Below are 21609 nucleotides of genomic sequence, written 5' to 3'. Positions count from 1 at the left end.
GTTGTTTGAAAATGGATCTTTTATTTTGACAAGTAAAAACAATAAGATAGGAAGATAATCAATGATAATATCACTCTTTTTATTGTTATTTTAGTCCGTTCTATTACCCTCCGAAATTATCACATAAAAATTGGCCTTTAAAATATCATTATTAGTTCGCGGTTAATTTTTTGAAAAACTTTCAAAGGTTGTCAAACAAACACGTTAATTATACAGAATACCCCGCCAACAAAGTTGGCGGGGGTAAGTTATTATTTTGGCAGCAATACTCCAGTGTGGGTATTCGCGGGTTTACTCAGATATTCTTTAACTGTAGCATTAACATTTTCCACAGTCATATTCTTTAACACTTTCTCCTGCGTCATCCACACAGCAGGATCATCATATTGAATAATACTATTCACAATAGTGTTCGCTAATTGCTGAACGCTATTTTGCTGAATATCGAGGCTGCGTTGAATATTTTGCTGATATTCGTCCAGCTCTTGCTGACTGATCCCTTTAGTCAGACGTTTAGTCATTACCTCATTCGCCAATGTTAACAGTTCGCTATGACGTTCAGGTTGACAGGTGAAAGCCAGCAAATGGCTGATATCTTTGGCCTTAGGATCAACCGAGAGACGAGAAGAAACGCTGTATGCTCCGGATGCCTGTTCACGAATATTTATCCGCAGATCTTTTGCCAATGCGACGTTGAATGCATCCAGTGCCATGCGTGTCGCCAGGTTAATAGGTGTCCGGGGATCATACCGCGTCCACTGTGAAACTTGTGCTACAGGTTCATTTTGTTCTTTTACAGTAACAGCCGCGTTATCCGTCGCGCGGGTTAATGGTTTACCTGCTGCCAATGCTGAATCAGAACGTTTGATTGATCCTAAGTAACGCGTAATTAACGGCAGGAGTTTGTCTTCTGCCACATTACCGACAATCACAAAAGTGATATCTGCTGGGGAAGAAAACAACTGACGATCGGCAGCCAATGCGTCTGCGGCAGAAAACTGTGCAATCTGTTTTTCTTGCAGTAATTTCGTGCGCTCATCGGCATAGCGTGTTTCGTACATCTGCTGAGCGAATTTCTCTGCCGGGCGTTGATCGAGCGTTCTCAACGCTTGAATTTGAGCATTTTGTAACGATGACCAAATGTTGTCGTTAATTGTGCTGCGGGTGATCCGCTGGTTAATTAACTGAAAACCGGGTTCAGGATTATTAGCCCGTGCGCTAACAGACAGTAGTGTATTCAAGCCACTGACTTTACTGCTCATGGTCACTGAGTTTTCTGCGCTCCAGCGTTTCAGGCTGGAAGAGGAGAGATCGCCAACTCCGCTACCGCTAACGGCTTTATTTGCCAGCGCAATAAGTGATTTTTGTCCCGCAGGGAAACTCAAATCGCCTTTATCAGAGACGGCAATAATTTGCAGCTTTTCTTCTTCGCCCGTAGATTTTGCCAGAATGACGTTTGCGCCATTAGAAAGGGTCAGTGACGTCAGATTTTCAGCCAGTCTTTTTTGGCTGGTTATTTTTGCTTGCGGATCAGCGTTTACCGTTAAAGATAAATTTCTGCCAGGGAAGACATAAGCCGCCAGTTTTTTGTTGGCATATTCATTTTCCAGCGCCGTAATGGCTGCAGGAGATAATGCATTTTGGGCTGCAGTATCATTGTTGACCATTTGTTCCCAAAATGTGTCCTGGTTCTTTCTTAATTGCTGCCATTTTTTCGCCAGGCTTTGCACGGTAATTTGTGGCCACAGGCGTTTAGAAAGCTGGTATGTCTCTTCCGGTGAAAGGAATGGCGTATTATTTAACGAGCTGGATGCCAGGCGGCTGGTCAGCATCCGCAGATCGCGTTCAGCCTGTTGCTCAGCCGCATTTTTCAGCCAGGTCAGACGGGTGGCTTTTACATCATCAAGCTCTGCAACGGAAAAACCATGTTGGTCGATAGTTGCCAGTTCTGCCATTAATGCATTCGCAGCATCCTGCATATTATCGTCCCGCGCATTTACACGGAAAAACAGCGACTGATAATCAGGCGCAATTTTAATACTGCGCGCGGTGCCACCGGAAATAGTCTTCAACTCACCGGACTGGATCCGTTCCAGTAATCGCTGATTAAACAACTGAACCAACATGCTCCATTCTGCCTGTTCGACAAAGCTTTGTTCATCGGTCACCTGAACCATTGGCATGCGATAATAGAGTGCGATACCGTTCACCCGATTTTCTTTATCATTAATGATATTAAAGCGCCGGCGGTTTTCTGCTTCCGTTGGCCATACGCGATTTTCAGCCGCTTTGTTTGCCGGAAGTTTACCTAAATTTTCCTTTATCAACGCCAGCGCTTCTTTACTGTCGATATCACCAACGACGATAAAGGTCATATTATTCGGCTGATACCAGCGTTGATAAAATTGGCGCAGTTGTTCCGGCGCGACCGTTGCGACAATATCCATCAAACCGATCGGTTCACGGTCTAAATTGCGTGTATTTGCCAACAGGAAAGGGCGACGCGCCTGAGATGTGCGCCATTTAACATCCTGATGCGCGCGCCATTCCTCGGTAATTACGCCACGTTCAGCGTCTACTTCGTGTTTTTCAAAGGTGGCGGCATTGCTCCATTCACTGAAGATTGCCATCACTTTTTGCAAATTTTGTTTCTGCGTTGTTGGCAAACTTACCTGATACACCGTTTCGTCATAGCTGGTATAGGCATTAACATCGCGGCCAAAACGCAGCCCCATCGATTCAAAAGTTTCGATGACTTTATTACCAGGCCAGCTTTTTGTACCGTTAAACATCATATGCTCAACAAAATGCGCCACGCCGCGCTCGTTGTCCTCTTCCTGCAATGAACCGGTATGAATTTGCAGCCACAAATTCACTTGATCCTTAGGGTGTGAATGTGGATAGATCATATATCGCAAGCCATTTTCCAGTTGCCCGGTAATTAACTTGTCATCCTGTGGTAATGCCGCGGCAATAAGTCGTCCAGGAAGCAACAACAGTGTTGCCACTAAAGTCAGTAAGAAACAGAGGTTTCTCATAATCATCTCCATGCGAAAACCAGGTGAATTTACCCGGTAAAGTAAAATCCGAAGTTTTAAAATTTCATGCTGACATCAAGCCAGAAAGTACGACCGCTGGCGTAAGTCGCCACACCGGCGGTTGTTGTATCAACAGCGGTTTTGCTATCCAGCACATTCAGAATGTCGGCGCTAATCGTCAGGTTTTGCTGCTTAAGAAATTGGGGTGTCCAGGATAAACGGGTATCCCAGGTCAGGCTGTTATCCAGTTTCTCGTCAACGTACTGCTTGTAATCTGAATATTCGCTGATGTATTGCGCGTTCGTCTTACTCAGAATGATGCGAGCTTTGCGTGCTTCTTGCCAGGCCAGTGTATTCGCCCACACCAGTCCGCTTGGTTGATGAGTGAAATCCATATTTAAGGAAATCTTTAACGGGTTATTAAAATCCGCCACCGGGACGCTGTCATAAGAGACAAGTTTACCGTTGTAAACTACCTTGTTATCATCGGTATTGCTCTCTTCATAACCATTATTCAATGACAAATTGCCTTTGCTCTTGATATAGCTGAAGACAATTTGCGGATTAATAGCCACCTGGCTGACATGCAGAGGTTCTGTCAGTTCAAAACTCACGTTGAACGAATGGGTTTTAGTTTTACCGTCATTGTTATACTCAGTAATCGTTGTTTTCGTTGTGCTGTCGGTACGACTACTTTTACTGATTTGATCATGCGCCTCACGGTAAACATAGTTTGCCCGCGCAATAACGTTATTACCGATCTTTTGCTGCAAACCTATTGCCAGTTCGTCATTATAGGGTGTTTTCAAATCCTGATAACGGGTGAGCGTTTTATTGCCTGAAATTGATTCTGTCCAACTATTACGGATGTCTCGTAACCCCATATCGAGAATATTTCCGCCATAATAGCGGTTATATCCGGCGGTAATTATTGAGGTTTGATCAGCGAAAATATCCCATTCCGTCATAAAGCGGGGAGAGATATTGTGGTTTGACAGGTAGTTGTCATAGTCATAACGCACGCCAGGCATCAGCGACACATTGCGCCAGCTAATACGGTCCGCGATGTACAGCGTGTAGTTGTCAATTCCAAGGCTACCTTTACCTTTATGGTAAATGGTATGGTTAGTTTTCTTTCCTGCGGCATTAATTACATAAGATTCAGACTGATTATGACGTTCCGTCCATGCATCGGAATAGATGTATTCCGCACCGAAGTAAGGCTGATGCGAGAAATTGCCCACTTCAACTTTTTGCCAGTCAAGTCGTGTTTTGAAGGTGTAATTATCAACAGCCTGCGAAATATGCCCCAGCCCGCCACGGGTGCAACGTCCTGTAATATCACCATATGTGCATGAGAGTTCGGTGTACCAAATGTCATGGTCGTGACGGGTATAGTCACTGATATGATCCCAGCCGACAGTGGTATGCAGTTTGGCCCATACGAGTTGTGTGTCCATATCCCATGCCAGGCCATAAGATTTGTTGCCCATTTCGCGGTCAGACTCGGGGAAGGTGCTGGTATTATAATCCCGGCGAGAACCGGTATATTTAAAGGTTAAATCGTGGGTAAAACGCTCACTGGCAAACCAGGTAAATTTACTTAATGCTGTATCGATAACGTTTTTATACTGCGCCCGACCTGCAACAATACCGTCATTCGAAACATAATCTGCGCGGATAATGTCAGACTGGCGGCGAGAGAAACCAGCAGTCACGCCAAAGTTATCAGTGAGTTCTTGATTAAATGACAAGGTGTAAAAGTTCTTTTTAAAGTCGGGAGAATAATAAGTACTTCCTGAAGCCCCCTGGTTAAATGCATTCTTGTTATTCTCATCGATATGAGACGTTAACCAGTCCGAACGCGTTGTGCGATAACTCAGCTTTACGCTGTCATCATCAGCATTAAAACGTTTGATCTTTGCATCTATCACCCCACCATTAAAGTGACCAAATTCAACCGGAACAAAACTGTCATAAAGCGTGACATTGTCCAGTAAGCTGACATCAAGATAATAACCCTGTGACATCCCGCTAATATTGGTTGCACTGCTGGCATCCGATTCATTCGCCGGGTTCAGGTTATTGGTGGCGCTAATACCATCAATCAAATAGGCATTCTGGTAGGGCGATGCACCGTGAATGGATATTTTCTCCGGGCGGATCTCCCCCTGATTCAACGAGGTGCTTTGCGTTGAATCCATACGCACCGCTGGGTTTGTTTTTAATAAATCGCTGATATTGCCATTACCTGTCGGTAAACGCTCGATGCTTTCACTGGTGTAATGCGTGTTACCGTTTACGGGCACAGGGACAGGGGCATAGACTGTCATCTCTTCAAAAACAGGCATATACTTGTCTTTGTCGTCGACGGCCTGCGCCATATCAGCGCCAGCGCCACATAAAATGACGCCAGAAATAAGAACTCGCTTCATTTATTTTTATCTCCGTATAGCAGGGCATTTATCGTTTTTATAAAACCGCGCTAATGTCACAAATATCATCCGCCAGATCCCAAACACCAGGCTGATGGGTCACCATAATCACACCGCTTTCAGGTAATTTTTCGCGCACTAAACGCAGTAAACGGATAGCCTCTTGCTCCTCCAGATGTGACGTTGTTTCGTCGAGAAATATCCATTTCGGACGTCGTAAAATTAACCGAGCCAGCGCAATACGTTGTTTTTCGCCGCTGGAAAGAATATCTCCCCAACGATCGTGGTTATTAATGCGCGTAGCCAATTTACCCAGCCCAACCTGATGCAACACCTCGCTCAACGGCTCATCGTCTATAGGGTGCGGAAGTGCTTTACAAATGTTCTCTTTCAGTAAGCCGGTTTTGATTAACGGCGTTTGTGACACATACCAACTGTCTGCAGGAGAAGAAATATCACCTTTAAACCACGGCCAGCAGTGGGATAATGTTTTAAGCAGCGTTGTTTTTCCCGCACCAGAGTATCCTTTCAGCAGTAGCCATTTACCTGGAGAAACATGAAAGTTCAGGTTTTCTAATATGACTTTATTATCGGGGGTACGGATACTGGCATCAGCAACCAGAACGGCATGATCGCAATTTTGGGGTTTATTTGTCGGGCGCTGTTCAGTAAGTTGATGAAATTCATACAACCGATCGATAACCGCTGCCAGCTCTGCAAGTTCATCGTATTTATAAATAAACCAACTCAGATTGTTGGATACCAACATAAATGCCTGACGTGATTTCATCAGCCCACCTAAATTGATCTGCCCGCTGATAAACTGCGGTAGCAATAGAAAGTAGGGGAGAACACTAAGCGAGCGTGAATAAACATTCTGCCAATAGTCAAGCCAACGCTGACGATTCATTAAACGGTGCCAGTTGTCTTTTATTGTATGAAAGTTGTCGCTCAACTCCTGACGTTGCAGCGTTTCAGCATTGCTTAATGCAATTAACTCCGCTTGCTTATTATGCTGCACAAGGTTAGTTCGAAAAGTCGCTTCGCTACGTTGCTTCTCCACATTAAGCGGGCGGATACGTTTACCCACTTTATGGGTAAACAACGTGCCACCAATAACAATGAGCACGACGGTATAAACCATATAACCCTGGATATTCCACTCCGTTCCACCAACCGTGAATGAGAGTGTCCCCGCGCTTTGCCACAGAATAACGGTGAAGGTAATCAGCATACTCAGTGACTGAATGAATCCGAATGAAAGGCTAAGTGTTTTGCTGATCAATAGAAGGATATCTTCAGCGATACGTTGGTCAGGATTATCGGTATTCTTATCCTCGCCGTAGATCTGTGTGAAGTAGTAGTTTTTATCTGTAAACCAACGATTGAGGTAGTAATCTGTTAACCATTCGCGCCAGCGAATAGTCAGTAGTTTAATTAACCATGTTTTGTTAACGGATATTAATACGAAGATCCCCAGCAGAGCAGGAAACCACAGGACAAGCTGCCAAAGTTTATCGGTTTCTTTCTGGCTTAGCGCATTGAAAAAATCATTGTTCCAGTCATTCAACCAGACCTGAATTTTAACCACGCCAAGGATCATGGCGAGGATAATAATGATTAATAATACTGAAGTTTTATTATTCTTACGTAGCCAAAAAGGCTTCAGCAAGCAGAGGTACTTTGCAATTAGCATACAAATGGTAATGGGAACAATTATCATTAACGAAATTTGATTGTGCCACCCAATGATTGGCTATAGCAATGATTTACTGATGAAATTTACTTAAGTGTCTGTAACTATATGATATATATTGATAATTATTGTTGTGCTGGTTACTTTCATGCCCTTGATTATCAAGAGTATTGCAAAAGCATGTCTGAAGACGCTCCTCCAGAACAACAGATAATGATGGCTGAAACCCCCGGCCTGAGTCTGTGCCGGGTGTTCTGCTGAAGTCGTAAGAAGGATGATATGACCGGAGTGAATGCAGGAGTATTATTTATTACTCTCCATTCGTTTTGCGACATCCATAATGTGATAAAGGGGGACTTTATTTTTAGCGAGTTCAACCATTGCATTCATATATGGCACCATAGTTGTAAATAGGATTTTATAACCTTCACAGAAGTACGATACTACCTCATTATTCACTTTTGTGATGCGATGTTTAGGACAACCACCATTACAAATTGGCTTGTAAACACATTGCTGGCATTTTTTTGATATCAACTTTTTTTGTGCAGTCAACTGCACGCTTTTCATCGTTTTTAGTGCAGCGTTTTTGATGTTGCCAATTTTATATTGCGGGTAGACAAAATGATCGCATTCATAAATATCACCATTACTTTCCACTACCAGATTGTCTTTACATGACTCCTGGAAAATACAGCTAGTATGCCCATTTCCCAGAAAACGGCTGACAAAACTTTCAAACTGGCGGATGAATATTTCACCAACATCATTTTTAACCCACTGCATAAAAATAGCTGACATAAACTTGCCATAGGCGGTGGGTGGAACAGAAAAATCGATGATACTGAACGTATTCTCACCATTGCCCGTAAAATCTACATTCGGTGTCCCCGTCTCCAGTAGTTCTATAAACTGCATATGCTTACTACCGATAGATTTTAAAAAGTTATAAACCTCAAGAGGATGTTGGACGTTAATATTGTTAATGACAGTTAGCGTATTAAACTCAACCTTATACTTCTTCAGACGATCAATTGCCGTCATGACTTTTTCAAATGTCCCATTACCCGAATTACTGCGTCTGTAACGATCATGTAATTCTTGCGGGCCATCAATTGAAATACCGACCAGAAACTTATGCTCTTTGAGAAAGGCGCACCATTCATTATTCAATAAAATACCATTGGTTTGTAACGCATTATGAATGCCTTTTCCCCCAGCATAGCGTTGTTGGTAGTGAATAACCTTACGAAAAAAATCAAGACCCGCGAGAGTAGGTTCGCCGCCTTGCCAGGTAAAATAGACCTGTTCACCTGAGGCAGCAATGTATTGTTTAATGAACTCTTTCAGAGTGCTGTCATCCATCCATTTTTCATGACTAAATTGCGACTCTTTTTCAAGATAAAAACAGTAATCACATTTGAGATTACATTGAAAACTGGAGGGCTTGGCTGTAACGTGCATTGCTATCTCACTCAATAAGGCGGCGGAAAATCTCCGCCGCATAAGGGGTTAGTTATTTGGCATCGCTAAGTGCTTTCTTAATATTGTTAAACTTCTCCTGATTCACCTGACTAAGCGGCGGTTGGCTGCTGTTGATAAACTCGCTTACCACACCTTGCATCTCTTTAACAACTTGTGGTTTAGCAGCAGCGAGATTCTCTTTTTGTTGTAGATCGGTGAGTTTGTACAAACCTAACTGGTTATTTTCCACGGTATAGACAAGAGAGTAATCATTATTTCTCACCGTATAAGAGAACTGGCTTAAGTCCTCGGTATTCGGATTGTGAGGATAATCATCTGACTCATGGCGGACAAATTTATGGTAATTATCCCAGAATGGAATATTTTCCTCATCAAACCAGTGAGAGTAGGACGTTACCCAGGTCAGGTTTTTATGGGGTTCGCCTTGCTTCTTATCTTGCAACCACGGGAGTAATGAAACGCCGTCCAGTTTAAGATCTTTTGGAATGTTGATATCGGCAGCATCCAGAGCAGTAGGGTAGAAATCCATAGCAGAAATTAACTTGTCATAATTTCCTGGCTGAAGTTTTCCTTTCCACCACATGAACATCGGCGTATGCGTTCCGCCAGGATAAGTCTGACTCTTATAGCCTTTTTGCGCACCATTTAGCGGTAGTGGGCCATCGATGACCGCACCATTATCAGACGTAAAGAGAATAATGGTGTTGTCGTACTGACCATTTTTCTTCAACTGTTCGAGAATCCGTTTTACACCTTGATCGACGGAGTAAACCGATGCGTAGTAATTATCTGCAGTTTGGCTACCGGTATTGAATTGCTTCTGATATTGCTCCGGTGCTGGATTGTCATTCGGCAGATGCGGCGCGTTATAAGCCAGATAAAGCATAAATGGTTGGTCGAGTGCTTTAGCCCGGTCAACAACACCAATTGCTTCGTCCGTTAACTGATCGCTGATATAACCCTTTGCAGGTACGCGTTCACGATTTTTGAACAGCGAAGGTGAGTTGTAATAGGCTGTTCCCGCTGCATGGAACCCCATAAAGTAATCGAAGCCGCGGTTTTGTGGTTGCCATTCTTCCGCGGAGAATGTGGTGAAGTTGTCATGATAGTCACGGGTTTGTTTATCTTCCGGAACCGGGACATTACTGATTTTAGACAGATGCCATTTACCCACAGCCGCGGTGTAATAGCCATGATTCTGGAATAATTCGGGCAGGAAAGTTTCTGTCAGGGGAATACCATCCTGAGCATCGGTATTGGAGTAAACACCAAAACGGGCAGGCGCTCGGCCCGTCATAATTGCAGCACGGGATGGACCAGAAACACCGTGAGCGACATAACCATTAGTAAAACGTACACCTTCATCCATTAAAGAAAGAAGAGTTGGCGTTGATTTTTGAGCCGCTTCAATGGCTTTATCAATACCTATTTTGTAGGTATTGACAACTTCCCTGTTTTCCATTGTTTTTGGATCAAAAGACCCTTTATCAAACGGTAGTTGTCCATACCCAAGATCATCCATGGTCAGTACGATAATATTCGGCTTTCCTTCGGTACTGTATTCAGTCGGCGTAAAATCCGAAAAAGCCACGTTAGTTTTTGTTGCTTTCAGTTTTACATCTTCTGCTGCATGAGCCGCGAATCCGGCCATACCTGATGCCAGTATTAAGGATATGGATGTGCTCACAACACTTTTTTTTAGTGCAGACGTCATAAAATTTCCTCTTTTTATTGTACTTAATTCCAAAGTAATTTTACGAAGAAAAATAAGTGAATGTAAGTGAAGTAAGTCACATTAAGGGACAGTAGATTTGACTAAAAATAAGCAAACTAAAGGCCATAATTGGTTGACAAATGAAAGATGTTAACTAAGTAAATTCTGATCACCAAATAACTATCATCTTGAAAAGATTAGATATTTTTTGGTGTTGGGCGCAATACAAACATTATTGCTTCATATTTTTTATTGCAACTTTCCACTCCGGTGCATAAAGTTGTGATGTTCATCACAATATAAACTGATGCGTCGGGAAGATAAAAAGAGGGGCGCTTATAGATACTTTATTAATTAAGCGTTCTAATGCATGCTTTTATTTTATAATTTAAATGTTCTTGCTATTTTATCTCCTTATCACTGTGAAATATATTTCTATCAATAAAAGCCAAATTAGCTCTACCACAAAAAATATTTCATCTCACGCTGTTTAAATAATGAAGTTGCTTTGATTTTTTAGCAAAAAATAGAACGTAAGAATCTATTTTACGGCTTGCACAAAAAGCTAAATTTGCACTCACAAACAAAAATATAATCCCGGCCCTGTCATCCGGCGAGTAGTCGCAACCACTGAATATTCAGGGTGACGATGCGCTTTCTTTCATAAAGGTATTTCCTTTTCTGCGGAAAAGGAAACCGGAAAATACCCGGTTTTTCTGACAAGCAAACGTTTTATTTGCGTTTGCTTATGTTCGTTAATTCGTTCATCAGGAAATTATCTCAATGTCACGTTTAAAAAAGGCTTATAAACAACCACGTTTTCGTTATTCAGCCCTGGCCCACTGCGTGGCGTGGGCAAACATCTCTATTCAGGTTCTTTTCCCACTGGCTGTTACCTTTACACCGACAATGACGGCGCGAGCGCATAATGCGGCTCTGCCACGTCTAAGTACGGAAAATACTGCGGTTGCTACTGACAATAATGCAGACAAAAACATCGCGTCGTTTGCCGCGAATGCCGGTAAATTTTTAAGCAGTCAGCCGGATAGCGATGCGACACGCAATTTTGTTACCGGAATGGCCACAGCGAAGGCTACTCAGGAAATCCAGGAGTGGCTTGGCAAATATGGTACGGCTCGAGTCAAATTGAATGCCGATAAAGATTTCTCGCTGAAGGACTCTTCGCTGGAAATGCTTTATCCAATTTATGATACCCCGACAGATATGCTGTTCACTCAGGGGGCAATACATCGTACCGACGATCGTACTCAGTCAAATATTGGTTTCGGCTGGCGTCATTTTTCAGGCAATGACTGGATGGCGGGGCTGAACACATTTATCGATCATGATTTATCCCGTAGCCATACCCGCATTGGTGTTGGTGCGGAATACTGGCGCGATTATCTGAAACTGAGCGCCAACGGTTATATCCGGGCATCTGGCTGGAAAAAATCGCCGGATATTGAGGATTATCAGGAGCGTCCGGCTAATGGTTGGGATATCCGCGCCGAGGGCTATTTACCGGCCTGGCCGCAGCTTGGCGCAAGCCTGATGTATGAACAGTATTATGGCGATGAGGTAGGTCTGTTTGGTAAAGATAAACGCCAGAAAGATCCACATGCCATTTCTGCCGAGGTGAACTATACGCCAGTGCCTCTTCTGACACTGAGTGCAGAGCACAAACAGGGCAAGAGCGGTCAGAATGACACTCGCTTTGGCCTGGAAGTTAACTACCGGATTGGCGAACCTCTGGAGAAACAACTCGATACGGATAGCATTCGCGAGCGTCGGGTACTGGCAGGCAGCCGCTATGATCTGGTTGAACGTAATAACAATATCGTTCTTGAGTATCGCAAAGCTGAGGTGATCCGTATTGCCTTGCCAGACCGTATTGAAGGTAAGGGCGGGCAGACGGTGTCTCTTGGCCTCGTGGTCAGCAAAGCAACTCACGGCCTGAAAAATGTGCAATGGGAAGCGCCGTCTTTGCTGGCCGCAGGCGGTAAAATTACCGGTCAGGGTAACCAGTGGCAAGTGACGCTCCCGGCTTATCGTGCAGGCAAAGACAATTATTACGCGATCTCTGCGGTCGCATACGATAACAAAGGCAATGCCTCGAAACGCGTGCAGACAGCGGTGGTCATTACCGGAGCGGGTATGAGCGCCGATCGTACTACGTTAACGCTTGATGGCCAGAGCCGTATCCAAATGCTTGCTAACGGGAGTGCGCAAAAGCCGCTGGTTCTGTCTCTGCGAGACGCCGAGGGACAGCCAATCACGGGCATGAAAGATCAGATCAAAACTGAACTGACGTTTAAACCTGCCGGAAACATCGTAACGCGGGCCCTTAAGTCCGCTAAATCACAGGCACAGCCAACACTGGGTGAGATCACCGAAACAGAAGCCGGGGTGTACAAGTCTGTCTTCACCACCGGTACGCAATCAGGTGAAGCAACCATTACTGTGAGCGTTGATGGCATGAGCAAAACCGTCACGGCTGAACTGCGTGCCACTATGATGGATGTGACAAAATCGACTCTGAGTGTGAATGAGACGTCAGGTGATGTGATTGCCGATGGTCAGAAATCTTACACGTTGACGCTTACTGCGGTGGATACCGATGGCAACCCGGTGGAGGGAGAAGCCAGCCGTTTGCGCTTTGTTCCACAGGACAACAGCGGTGTTACCATTGGCACCATTTCGGAGATAAAGCCGGGGGTCTACAGCGCCACGGTTTCTTCGACCCGTGCCGGAAACATTGTTGTGCGTGCCTTTAGCGAGCAGTATCAGTTGGGCACGTTACAACAAACGCTGAAGTTTGTTGCCGGACCGCTTGATGCAGCGCGCTCAACCATCACTCTGAACCCGGATAAACCGGTGGTTGGCGGCACGCTTGCGGTAACCTGGGCGGCAAAAGATGCCTATGACAACCCAGTGACCGGCCTTACTCCAGATACACCGTCATTAACGGGTGCAGCCGCTGCGGGTTCTTCAGTCTCAGGCTGGACGGATAATGGCGACGGGACGTGGATCGCGCAAATTTCTCTGGGTACTACGGCGGGTGAATTAATTGTTATGCCGAAGATCAACGGTCAGGATGCAGCAGCTAATGCGGCTAAAGTGACTGTGGTAGCTGATGCTTTATCTTCAGGCCAGTCGAAAGTATCCGTTGCAGCGGATCGCATTAAAGCAGGGGAAAGCACGACAGTGACGCTTGTGGCAAAAGATGCGCATGGTAACGCTATCAGCGGTCTTTCCCTGTCAGCAAGTCTGACGGGTGCCGCGTCTGAAGGAGCGACCGTTTCCAGTTGGACTGAGAAAGGCGACGGTTCCTATGTTGCTACGCTGACTACCGGCGGAAAGACGGGTGATCTTCACATCATGCCGCTATTCAACGGCCAGCCAGCAGCCACCGACGCTGCGCAGTTGACCGTTGTTGCGGGGGATCAGGCGGTTTCTAACTCAACGTTGACGGTAAAAGATAGCGTTCTTGCTGTTGAAAGCGCAACGGAACTGACTTTCTCCGCCAGAGATCAGTTTGGAAATGCGCTTACCGATATCGACACTGCTAAACTTGGCGTATCGCTTTCCGGTGATGCCGCGTCTGGTAGTTCGGTTACAGGCTGGAGCCATAAAGGCAACGGCGAATACACGGCTATTCTGCGTTCGGGAACACGGGCAGGCGCGTTGAACATTATGCCGCAGATTGATGGCAAAAACGCTACAGCAAAGGCAACTCCGATTAATGTTAAAGCGGGTACTGTTTCGGTTGACCACGCGGAAATGACGGTATCGAAAACGTCGATTACCGTTGGTGAAAGCGTCACACTGACGCTGACGATGACGGATAAATACGGCAACGCAATCACCGGCATTACGCCTGAAACACCACAATTTGGTGGTGATGCATACAACATCAACCAGCAGCGTCCATCCGTCAGTCAGTGGACGGATAAGGGCAATGGAACCTATACGGCGGTGCTGACTGCTGGCGCAACGGGAGTTGGTGAGCTGACTATCATGCCGCGAGTTGATGGCTCTGACGCTCTGAAACAGGCGGTTTCTGTCACCATTGCCGCCGGGGAGATGTCATTAGTGAACTCCACGTTCGTAGCTGATAACGATGCCCCGATGATCAAAACAACGACACAACTGATCTTCACGGCGAAGGATGCGAACGGTAACCCAGTCAGAGGTCTGAAACCTGATGCTCCAGAAATTAGTGGCGCAGCCAGCACAGGGACGGAGCAACCTTCGGCAGGAGCCTGGACGGAACAAAGTGATGGCACTTATGTTACGACGTTAACTATAGGCTCTGCAGCCGGCCAACTGGTTATCTGGCCGCGGGTGAATGGCAAAGATGCTGCTTCGCAACCGCTATTGCTGAACGTTGTGGGTAACGCATCTGAGGCTAACATTCACGATATTTCAGTGAATGTTGATAACCAACTGGCTGATGGACAGTCTGCCAACAAGGTTACTCTGACCGTAACGGATTCCTATGGTAACCCGTTGCAGGATCAAACTGTAACGCTGGCTCTGCCGGAGGGAGTGAGCAGTAAGACGGGGAATAAGGTAACAACGAATGCTGCAGGTAAAGCCGATATTGAGCTGATATCAACCGTTGCCGGGGAACACAAAATCACGGCTTCGGTGAAAAACTCCCAGAAGACTGCCACGGTGAAGTTCAAAGCGGATGCCAAAACTGGCCAGGCAAGCATTCAGTACTACTAAGCCAGGGGTATATACATTCACATTCAACACTCTGACGTATGGTGGGTACGAAATGCAGCCAGTGACGGTGACAATTAACGCAGTGGAGGCTGCTACTGAAGAAGGTGAGGAGGCAATAAAATAATTTCTCCAGGAATGAAAAATTCGCTGTAATAAAGAATAATGGCGTTGACACACACAACGCCATTATTTACTGAACACCTACCCTGATACTGATTAGACAGTAGCAGGGTAGGGTAATCCTCAATGAGATATAGATGCAGGCTAAGCCGGGCGAACGGGGATAAAAATTTCGCAAACAACATAGTTGTTATTCTTTTCTACAAAAGTTTCATTGCAGTAAAAACGTTCGATATCACAACCGTTTACTCTGACTAACCCCCTGGCAGGCAGTTCTATCAGATAGAGGTTCCGCACCCAGTTCGCATAATACTCCCAATCTCCTTCATAGCGGAAAGAGGCATAAAGCCCTCCAGCCGTTATCCATTCCTTTGGCATCTCCGTATCCGCATGGTCGCATACTGTACCGGCGAAGGTTTCAACTGTGAGCAAATCTACCGATTTTGTAGATGGTGTATATGTTGAGACGTAATAGATATCCGTCTTCAAATTCTGAAGACATCTGGATAAATGATTACGCCGCAGTTTTACTTCTTCATCTGGTGGTTTGTTAGAGATTTCAATGTCATATTTAAATGAATTACCCCAAATACGTGTCTCAGGTAAATTGATTAATCTGCAATCAGTCTTTTGGTACTGACGCGTTAATAAAGGAGGCAAGATGTTGGTGAGATCCCAAAAGTCACGGAGCCGATATTCTCTGGGAGAACATCCAAACAACTTTTTAAATTCGCGGCTGAATGACTGCTGTGAATCAAAATGCAAAGATAGTGCAATATCAAGCATTGATTTAGCTGTAAGTCTGACAAGAATGGCTGCCCGACAAAGTCTTCGTTTGCGGATGTATGAGCCCAGGGGCATGTGCATGAAGTTTCTGAACAGAAGTTGAATATTGCGTCTACTGTAGCCAGATTTCTGTGCGATATCTTCGATTGAGATAGGGTGATCGAGATTGCACTCAATCCACTCCAGGAGCTGCTGTAAAATCTTCTGCCGGATCATAACATTCTCCATTTATCTTTAGTCACTTTGCACATTTTCCTTGCGACAATGACTTTGAGTATATCAAAAACAGAAATGCCCGAGGCTAAACAAACGATTGATAGTGCATCTTCATTTTGCCGGGTAATCGTGAATGCCATAAAAGTGGTTTTGGCCAATAACATGGGGGAGGTGTCATGAACATCACGCTATGAGGTGGCCACAGTGGCTGAGTGCATTCTGATACTATTCATTTAACATAATATACATTATGCGCACCAAGGTTATAACTGCAATATTCTAATGTTGCGCGGCTAGGTTTCCCTGGGCTGTTATGTTGTGATCCCAGGATGCTGCCGGTACTTCACCGGACTCATTTTTCGCGGTCGAGATTGTCTTGCTCGCTAAAACCGGCCAAACCCCATATCTCACTTAATTCCATATTCTCTGCTTAACCGACCGTGCAACCTCAACACATTGGTTTCAATTGCCGTCAACACGTTCTCCGGAAAATCTGCCGGTAATGAAGCCTTCACGTTATCCAATGCTGCGGGAATCATTCTGGCAAAGTCACTCAGGATTTCATGCATCTGCACTTCCGGAAATTTCAGTGCCTTTGCTGTCGCCAAAAAATGTCGCGGATATATTTTATCGATTTCCGTTTTTCTGCCTTTGGATGCGTTAAGCCCCATTGCCAGTTTGAGATCGCTGATATGTATTCCCGCGCCACCCAATACCGGAAATGCTGAAATGATGTCGTAAAATGGCGTGAGTCGATAACTGCCACCGGCCTGGATAAACACTGAGAAATTTTTCGCATGGCCGTCTGTCGAGCCAATCAACCACTGGAATACCTGGAATTTCATAAAATCATAACGATCGCGAAGCGCCTCGCTGGACCCCATCAAAAAAGCCATGATCCGCGCGATGCCAGGGCCTCCGTCAGATTCATATTTCACCGATGAAGGTAAACCGAACGTCTGACACATATCCTCCTGCGGCAAGCGAAGTAAAACCGTTCGTTCAGTATTCCAGCGTCTGTCAAAGCGTTCGACCGCTAACGCGCGCACCCTTCCCGCTTTAATGATTTCTGCGTCGGGAACATTCAACCCGAATTCTTTTGCCAGCAGCAGACAGTAATACTCATTATCAACACTCTGACTGAGATCGAGCGTCGCATTGGGCTGTCTGATTTCACCAATCGGCAATTTAATAATATGCGTCGTCGGCGTTATTCCTTTCGGAATGCACCAGTCATTGCCCATTCTGAGCAGCGCAGTCTTCTCCTGCGCGCCAGCAACCGAGATGCGAAAGTCATTTTCCTCCCTAATCATGCCTAGCGGGATATCTGCTTTATAAGCCGTTAATACTTCTTCAAGTCTGGCTTCAGTAAGCTTTTCCCATACCATTATTGGGCGCGTCACGGTTTCGTCTTCTGGTAATAACGTCACGGCGCCAACGCTATCTCGCCCTATTTCTGATAATAAATCAAACGGTTGCCTGGATTTAGCATGATAACGTTTAACGATGCGGTCGCGTACAATCGGGCTATCGGGTAACAGGTTATCGAAGAAGTTAAATACGGCATCAGAGGTGATATTCCCCCTCTGCAATGGCAGCGAAAGCGACAATGGCCTGGCATAACGGTTGGCCAACCACTCCGGCGCATACTTAAAGGTATGGGCACCGTTGGTCAGCTTCGTCAACTCGCCTACCCGCTGGTTGTTCATCCACGTGACAAGTTTTGGCATTACCACTCCAGATCTTGCTGATCGGTTGATTCTGGCGAGTCATTTTTCGTGTCGCATAGCGTCATCGAGAGATTAAGTGACTGTAATATCTTAAAAAATGTCGTTAGTGTGGTGTTGTCAGGGTTATTTTCGAAATTGGAAATAGTCGCCTGTTTTATGCCGATTTTTTTCGCCAGCTCGCTCTGCGTCCAGCCATTTTGCTGACGAACCAGTTTCATTGCATTTGCTAATTGCGTTGGGCTATAGATCATCGGAAAGCTCATCATGCCATACATCCACAAGAATTTTATCCGCTTTAGGGGATATTTTCAGTTTTATCCTTTAGTGAGGATAAAGTCAATCTGTAAACGCATTTTATCCGCTCTACGGGATAAACACTGCGATATCCCCGATCGCGGATAAAATGGAGGATTTAAAAAACGGCGCTGACGTGCCATTTGAGGTTGCTGATTTAAGCTGCATTACAAGCCTCATCACAGCGATCTCACCATTCTTGATGTACACTCGCGGCAAGTCTGGTACTTCGGGATCAGGCACCTTTTCCCATGATTATATTTCTTTTCAATTTAATGGCATTCCTCAGTTCGATATTGAATTTAGCCTCGTCACTGAGGTTGTCCTTAAGATCAAGCGCAATGCGTTTTAATTCCGTAAATGCAAGCGGTCTTTGCCCATGTAAAAATTGAACGCCAGAACGTTCATAATACTTATCAATATGCTTTAACCTGTATTTTGCTAATTTTCTTATTTCACCTATAGACCCCTGCTGCCCATTGTCTATTAGGCGGTTGATTGTATACTCAACAAACTCTTTTTTATCTTCTCCGAAATAACTTAAAACTAACGGAAGTAAGAATCTTTGCATACAGATATCATATGAAAAAACCATAGAAAAATCGGAACCTAAAAGATCACAAGCCCCATCGAAATCGTTATATATAAAGATATAACGGTAAAAATCCTTAAACCTACTAATTATGCTTGCGTCGGTAACTTTATTTGCGCCAATATAGCAGCCATAAGGACTTCCTTTTGCAAAGTCAATGTTTTCTGTTGATTTGAAACTATCACATCCAGCGACTATGGCGAGTAGATTATTCATTGTATGTTTGTTTATCATTAAAAACAGATCATTCATCTCACTCCAGGATATATACTTTTTAATGCCAGGGAAAAACATTCCATCATCGGGTGAGCCATGACACTCAAAATGCACTATCGGGATTAAACCTTTTTTTATGACTCCTTTTTCCAGCTCCTTAAAGAAAGATATTAGCATGGGGATATTATGGATCTTAACAAACACAATGGGGATGGGGACTTTCAAGCTTGAGATCGATTTAAATAGTTTTGAAGCGGTATTGCTTTTAAGTGTTATATCATCTGGTCTATTGGTGTTAATTTTGATGTCACTCGAGGAGTCAAGATCTTCATCACCTAAAACATCGATGATATATATAATGTTGAATGCAAATTTTCTCGTCATATTTTATATCGCTATATCCAATAGAGTTAGCGTCCAAATGCCAGGAGTTTCACACAAAAAACTTCAAACCTGGTTCCTGTCCTAAGGATATCAAAAAAAAGTCACTTTGTGATTATTCACTATCCACAGATAGATATTAATTTTGAATATATTGCATGTTAATATATTTATATGAAATGAATAAAAACAACAAGAAGGAGGATTTATTTGTTTTAAATTGATTTTATGCGAAATTTACTCTTCCCTACCCCGTTAGGCTCTAATATTTTATTGATTAATAAATATCTCTGATGAATCTTGAGCAGCACGTAGTCAATCACTTTTAGGTATCCTTGATTTAATGCGCGTGCTCGGTGGATTGATGACGTGAGGCGAATTCATCAATTTTATCTACACTTGGGTTAACGCGCTGACGGGAGTAAAAAAATGGCTGACTGGAACCCCTCTTTATATTTGCACTTCACCGCCGAACGGTCGCGACCAGCGGTAGAACTGCTTGCCAGAGTTCCTCTGGAAAACGTCCGGCAAATAGCCGATCTCGGCTGCGGCCCAGGCAACAGCACCGCCCTGCTACATCAACGTTGGCCAATGGTAAAAATTACTGGCATTGATTCGTCTCCGGCGATGATTGCTGAAGCGCGTGCAGTGTTGCCAGAATGTCAGTTTGTTGAAGCAGATATCCGCAATTGGCAACCGGATCACGCATTCGATCTGATTTTCGCCAACGCCTCGTTGCAATGGTTGCCTGATCATTACGAACTGTTTCCACATCTTGTGTCGTTACTCAATCCGCATGGCGTACTGGCGGTACAAATGCCGGACAACTGGCTGGAGCCGACACATGTATTAATGCGCGAAGTCGCCTGGGAGCAGCATTATCCGGATCGTGGACGCGAACCACTGGCAGGCGTTCATGCTTACTACGATATTCTGAGTGAAACCGCATGTGAGGTTGATATCTGGCGAACCACCTACTATCACCAGATGCCATCTCACCAGGCGATTATTGACTGGGTGACCGCCACCGGATTACGCCCGTGGTTGCAGGATCTGACTGAGAGTGAACAGCAGCATTTTCTTACGCGCTACCATCAGATGCTGGAAGAGCAGTATCCACTGCAGGAGAATGGTCAAATACTGCTGGCATTTCCGCGCTTGTTCATTGTTGCCCGGCGAACAGAGTAATTGTTACGTCAACTGGTAATGGCGGTCGGGAAGAATCTTCGGCGGGATCTCCGTTTCATCGTTCATCTGCAACAGGTCAATTTCAATAGCGTTGCAGATGGCATCCAGCGGTAAATCATTGTTTTCTGTACCGAACGGGTCTTCTAACTCTTCCGCCAGACAATCAAGCGAAATGAAGGTGTAGGAAATCAGTACTGAGATAAAAGGCGTCATGTAATGCAGATCCACGACCAGCGCGAACGGTAGCATGATGCAAAACAGGTAAACGGTACGATGCAAAATGAGTGTGTAAGCAAAAGGAATTGGTGTATATGCGATGCGCTCACATCCTGCCAGCACCGCAGAAATATCATTGAGCCGATCGTTCAGACTAATAAATAGAATGTCAGAAAGTTGCCCATTCCGGCGCTGAACAGCTAACCACTTCCCCATCATCAGCAAAATATGATTAGCTGGGGAGTTTGTAGCCTGCACCCGCTGAAGATCTTCTTCATTGAGGTAATGTGCCAGCACTTTTGCCTGTGGCAGTTTGCGTAATGTCATGCGTAAACAGTGAGCAAAGGCAATTTGTAGCCGGACAAACTCCTTTACGCTTGCTGAATCGGGCAACGTCGTTTTTACTTCACGCAATAATGACCGTGAGGCAATCATCAACTGTCCCCACAGTTTGCGCGCTTCAACATAACGAGCGTACCCCGCGTTATTACGAAACCCCAGAAAAATGGCGATAGCAACACCGAGAATGCTGAACGGCGCGAGGGTAAATTTGATGCCCAGATGCGTATACCAGGGCAGCATGAAAATAACCGCGATAGAAAAAAGAAAGTTGAGTAGCAAGCGCGAGGATATTTTGGATAATACTGAACCGTGCCAGACAAAAATACGGCGCAACCAGTGTTGTTGTGGGCGAACAATCATGATTATCTTCAAACATGGAAAAGTCGCCCTATTAAACGTGATTGCGATCACGTTCTCAAGTGTCAATTT

The 21609-nt window shown here is 44.8% G+C and carries 11 protein-coding genes and 1 pseudogene; 2 read left to right on the top strand and 10 right to left on the bottom strand.

Annotated features, from left to right (window positions below):
• Positions 1–251 precede the first annotated feature (251 nt).
• The 5 genes from A31E_RS14995 to A31E_RS15015 form a co-directional block, all read right to left on the bottom strand.
• Positions 252–3038 (bottom strand): M16 family metallopeptidase, encoded by a 2787-nt coding sequence (locus A31E_RS14995; protein ID WP_016248696.1) that lies wholly within the window; start codon positions 3036–3038, stop codon positions 252–254.
• 56 nt (positions 3039–3094) lie between these two features.
• On the bottom strand, positions 3095–5473 hold the full coding sequence (locus A31E_RS15000) for a TonB-dependent receptor plug domain-containing protein (RefSeq protein WP_016248695.1): 2379 nt from the start codon (positions 5471–5473) through the stop codon (positions 3095–3097).
• A 37-nt stretch (positions 5474–5510) separates the two neighbouring features.
• Entirely contained in the window at positions 5511–7196 is a 1686-nt protein-coding gene (locus A31E_RS15005; protein WP_024193575.1) for an ABC transporter ATP-binding protein/permease, read from the bottom strand.
• Positions 7197–7472: 276 nt separating this feature from the next.
• Complete coding sequence (locus A31E_RS15010; protein ID WP_016248693.1) at positions 7473–8633, bottom strand: anaerobic sulfatase maturase; 1161 nt, start codon at positions 8631–8633, stop codon at positions 7473–7475.
• A 52-nt stretch (positions 8634–8685) separates the two neighbouring features.
• A complete protein-coding gene (locus A31E_RS15015) occupies positions 8686–10368 on the bottom strand; it encodes a sulfatase-like hydrolase/transferase (RefSeq protein WP_001516373.1) in 1683 nt (560 codons plus the stop codon).
• A 783-nt stretch (positions 10369–11151) separates the two neighbouring features.
• On the opposite strand from A31E_RS15015, the pseudogene A31E_RS15020 reads away from it, so the two are divergent.
• A pseudogene (locus A31E_RS15020) lies at positions 11152–15078 on the top strand (inverse autotransporter beta domain-containing protein); the annotation flags it as partial.
• A gap of 285 nt (positions 15079–15363) precedes the next feature.
• On the opposite strand, the gene A31E_RS15025 reads toward A31E_RS15020, so the two are convergent.
• The 4 genes from A31E_RS15025 to A31E_RS15040 form a co-directional block, all read right to left on the bottom strand.
• A complete protein-coding gene (locus tag A31E_RS15025; protein ID WP_001516370.1) occupies positions 15364–16221 on the bottom strand; it encodes a helix-turn-helix domain-containing protein in 858 nt (285 codons plus the stop codon).
• Positions 16222–16628: 407 nt separating this feature from the next.
• Positions 16629–17951: a type II toxin-antitoxin system serine/threonine protein kinase toxin HipA gene (gene hipA, locus A31E_RS15030; protein ID WP_001125477.1), complete on the bottom strand. Its 1323-nt coding sequence runs from the start codon at positions 17949–17951 to the stop codon at positions 16629–16631.
• Positions 17951–18217 (bottom strand): type II toxin-antitoxin system antitoxin HipB, encoded by a 267-nt coding sequence (gene hipB / locus A31E_RS15035; RefSeq protein ID WP_001516368.1) that lies wholly within the window; start codon positions 18215–18217, stop codon positions 17951–17953. The genes hipA and hipB overlap by 1 nt, the downstream gene beginning before the upstream one ends.
• A gap of 263 nt (positions 18218–18480) precedes the next feature.
• On the bottom strand, positions 18481–19437 hold the full coding sequence (locus A31E_RS15040; protein ID WP_016248691.1) for a hypothetical protein: 957 nt from the start codon (positions 19435–19437) through the stop codon (positions 18481–18483).
• 426 nt (positions 19438–19863) lie between these two features.
• Here A31E_RS15040 and tam point away from each other — a divergent pair, with 426 nt between their 5' ends.
• The gene (gene tam / locus A31E_RS15045; protein WP_016248690.1) at positions 19864–20622 is read left to right on the top strand and encodes a trans-aconitate 2-methyltransferase; all 759 of its coding nucleotides are present in this window, start codon (positions 19864–19866) and stop codon (positions 20620–20622) included.
• A gap of 3 nt (positions 20623–20625) precedes the next feature.
• On the opposite strand, the gene A31E_RS15050 is transcribed toward tam, so the two are convergent.
• Complete coding sequence (locus A31E_RS15050) at positions 20626–21540, bottom strand: bestrophin family protein (protein ID WP_001516366.1); 915 nt, start codon at positions 21538–21540, stop codon at positions 20626–20628.
• Positions 21541–21609 lie beyond the last annotated feature (69 nt).

It is taken from the genome of Escherichia sp. KTE159 (assembly GCF_000408805.1).
Taxonomy (GTDB): Bacteria; Pseudomonadota; Gammaproteobacteria; order Enterobacterales; family Enterobacteriaceae; genus Escherichia; species Escherichia marmotae.
The sequence above is the reverse complement of the archived record's forward strand: the minus strand, read 5'-3'. Positions and strand labels throughout refer to the sequence as shown.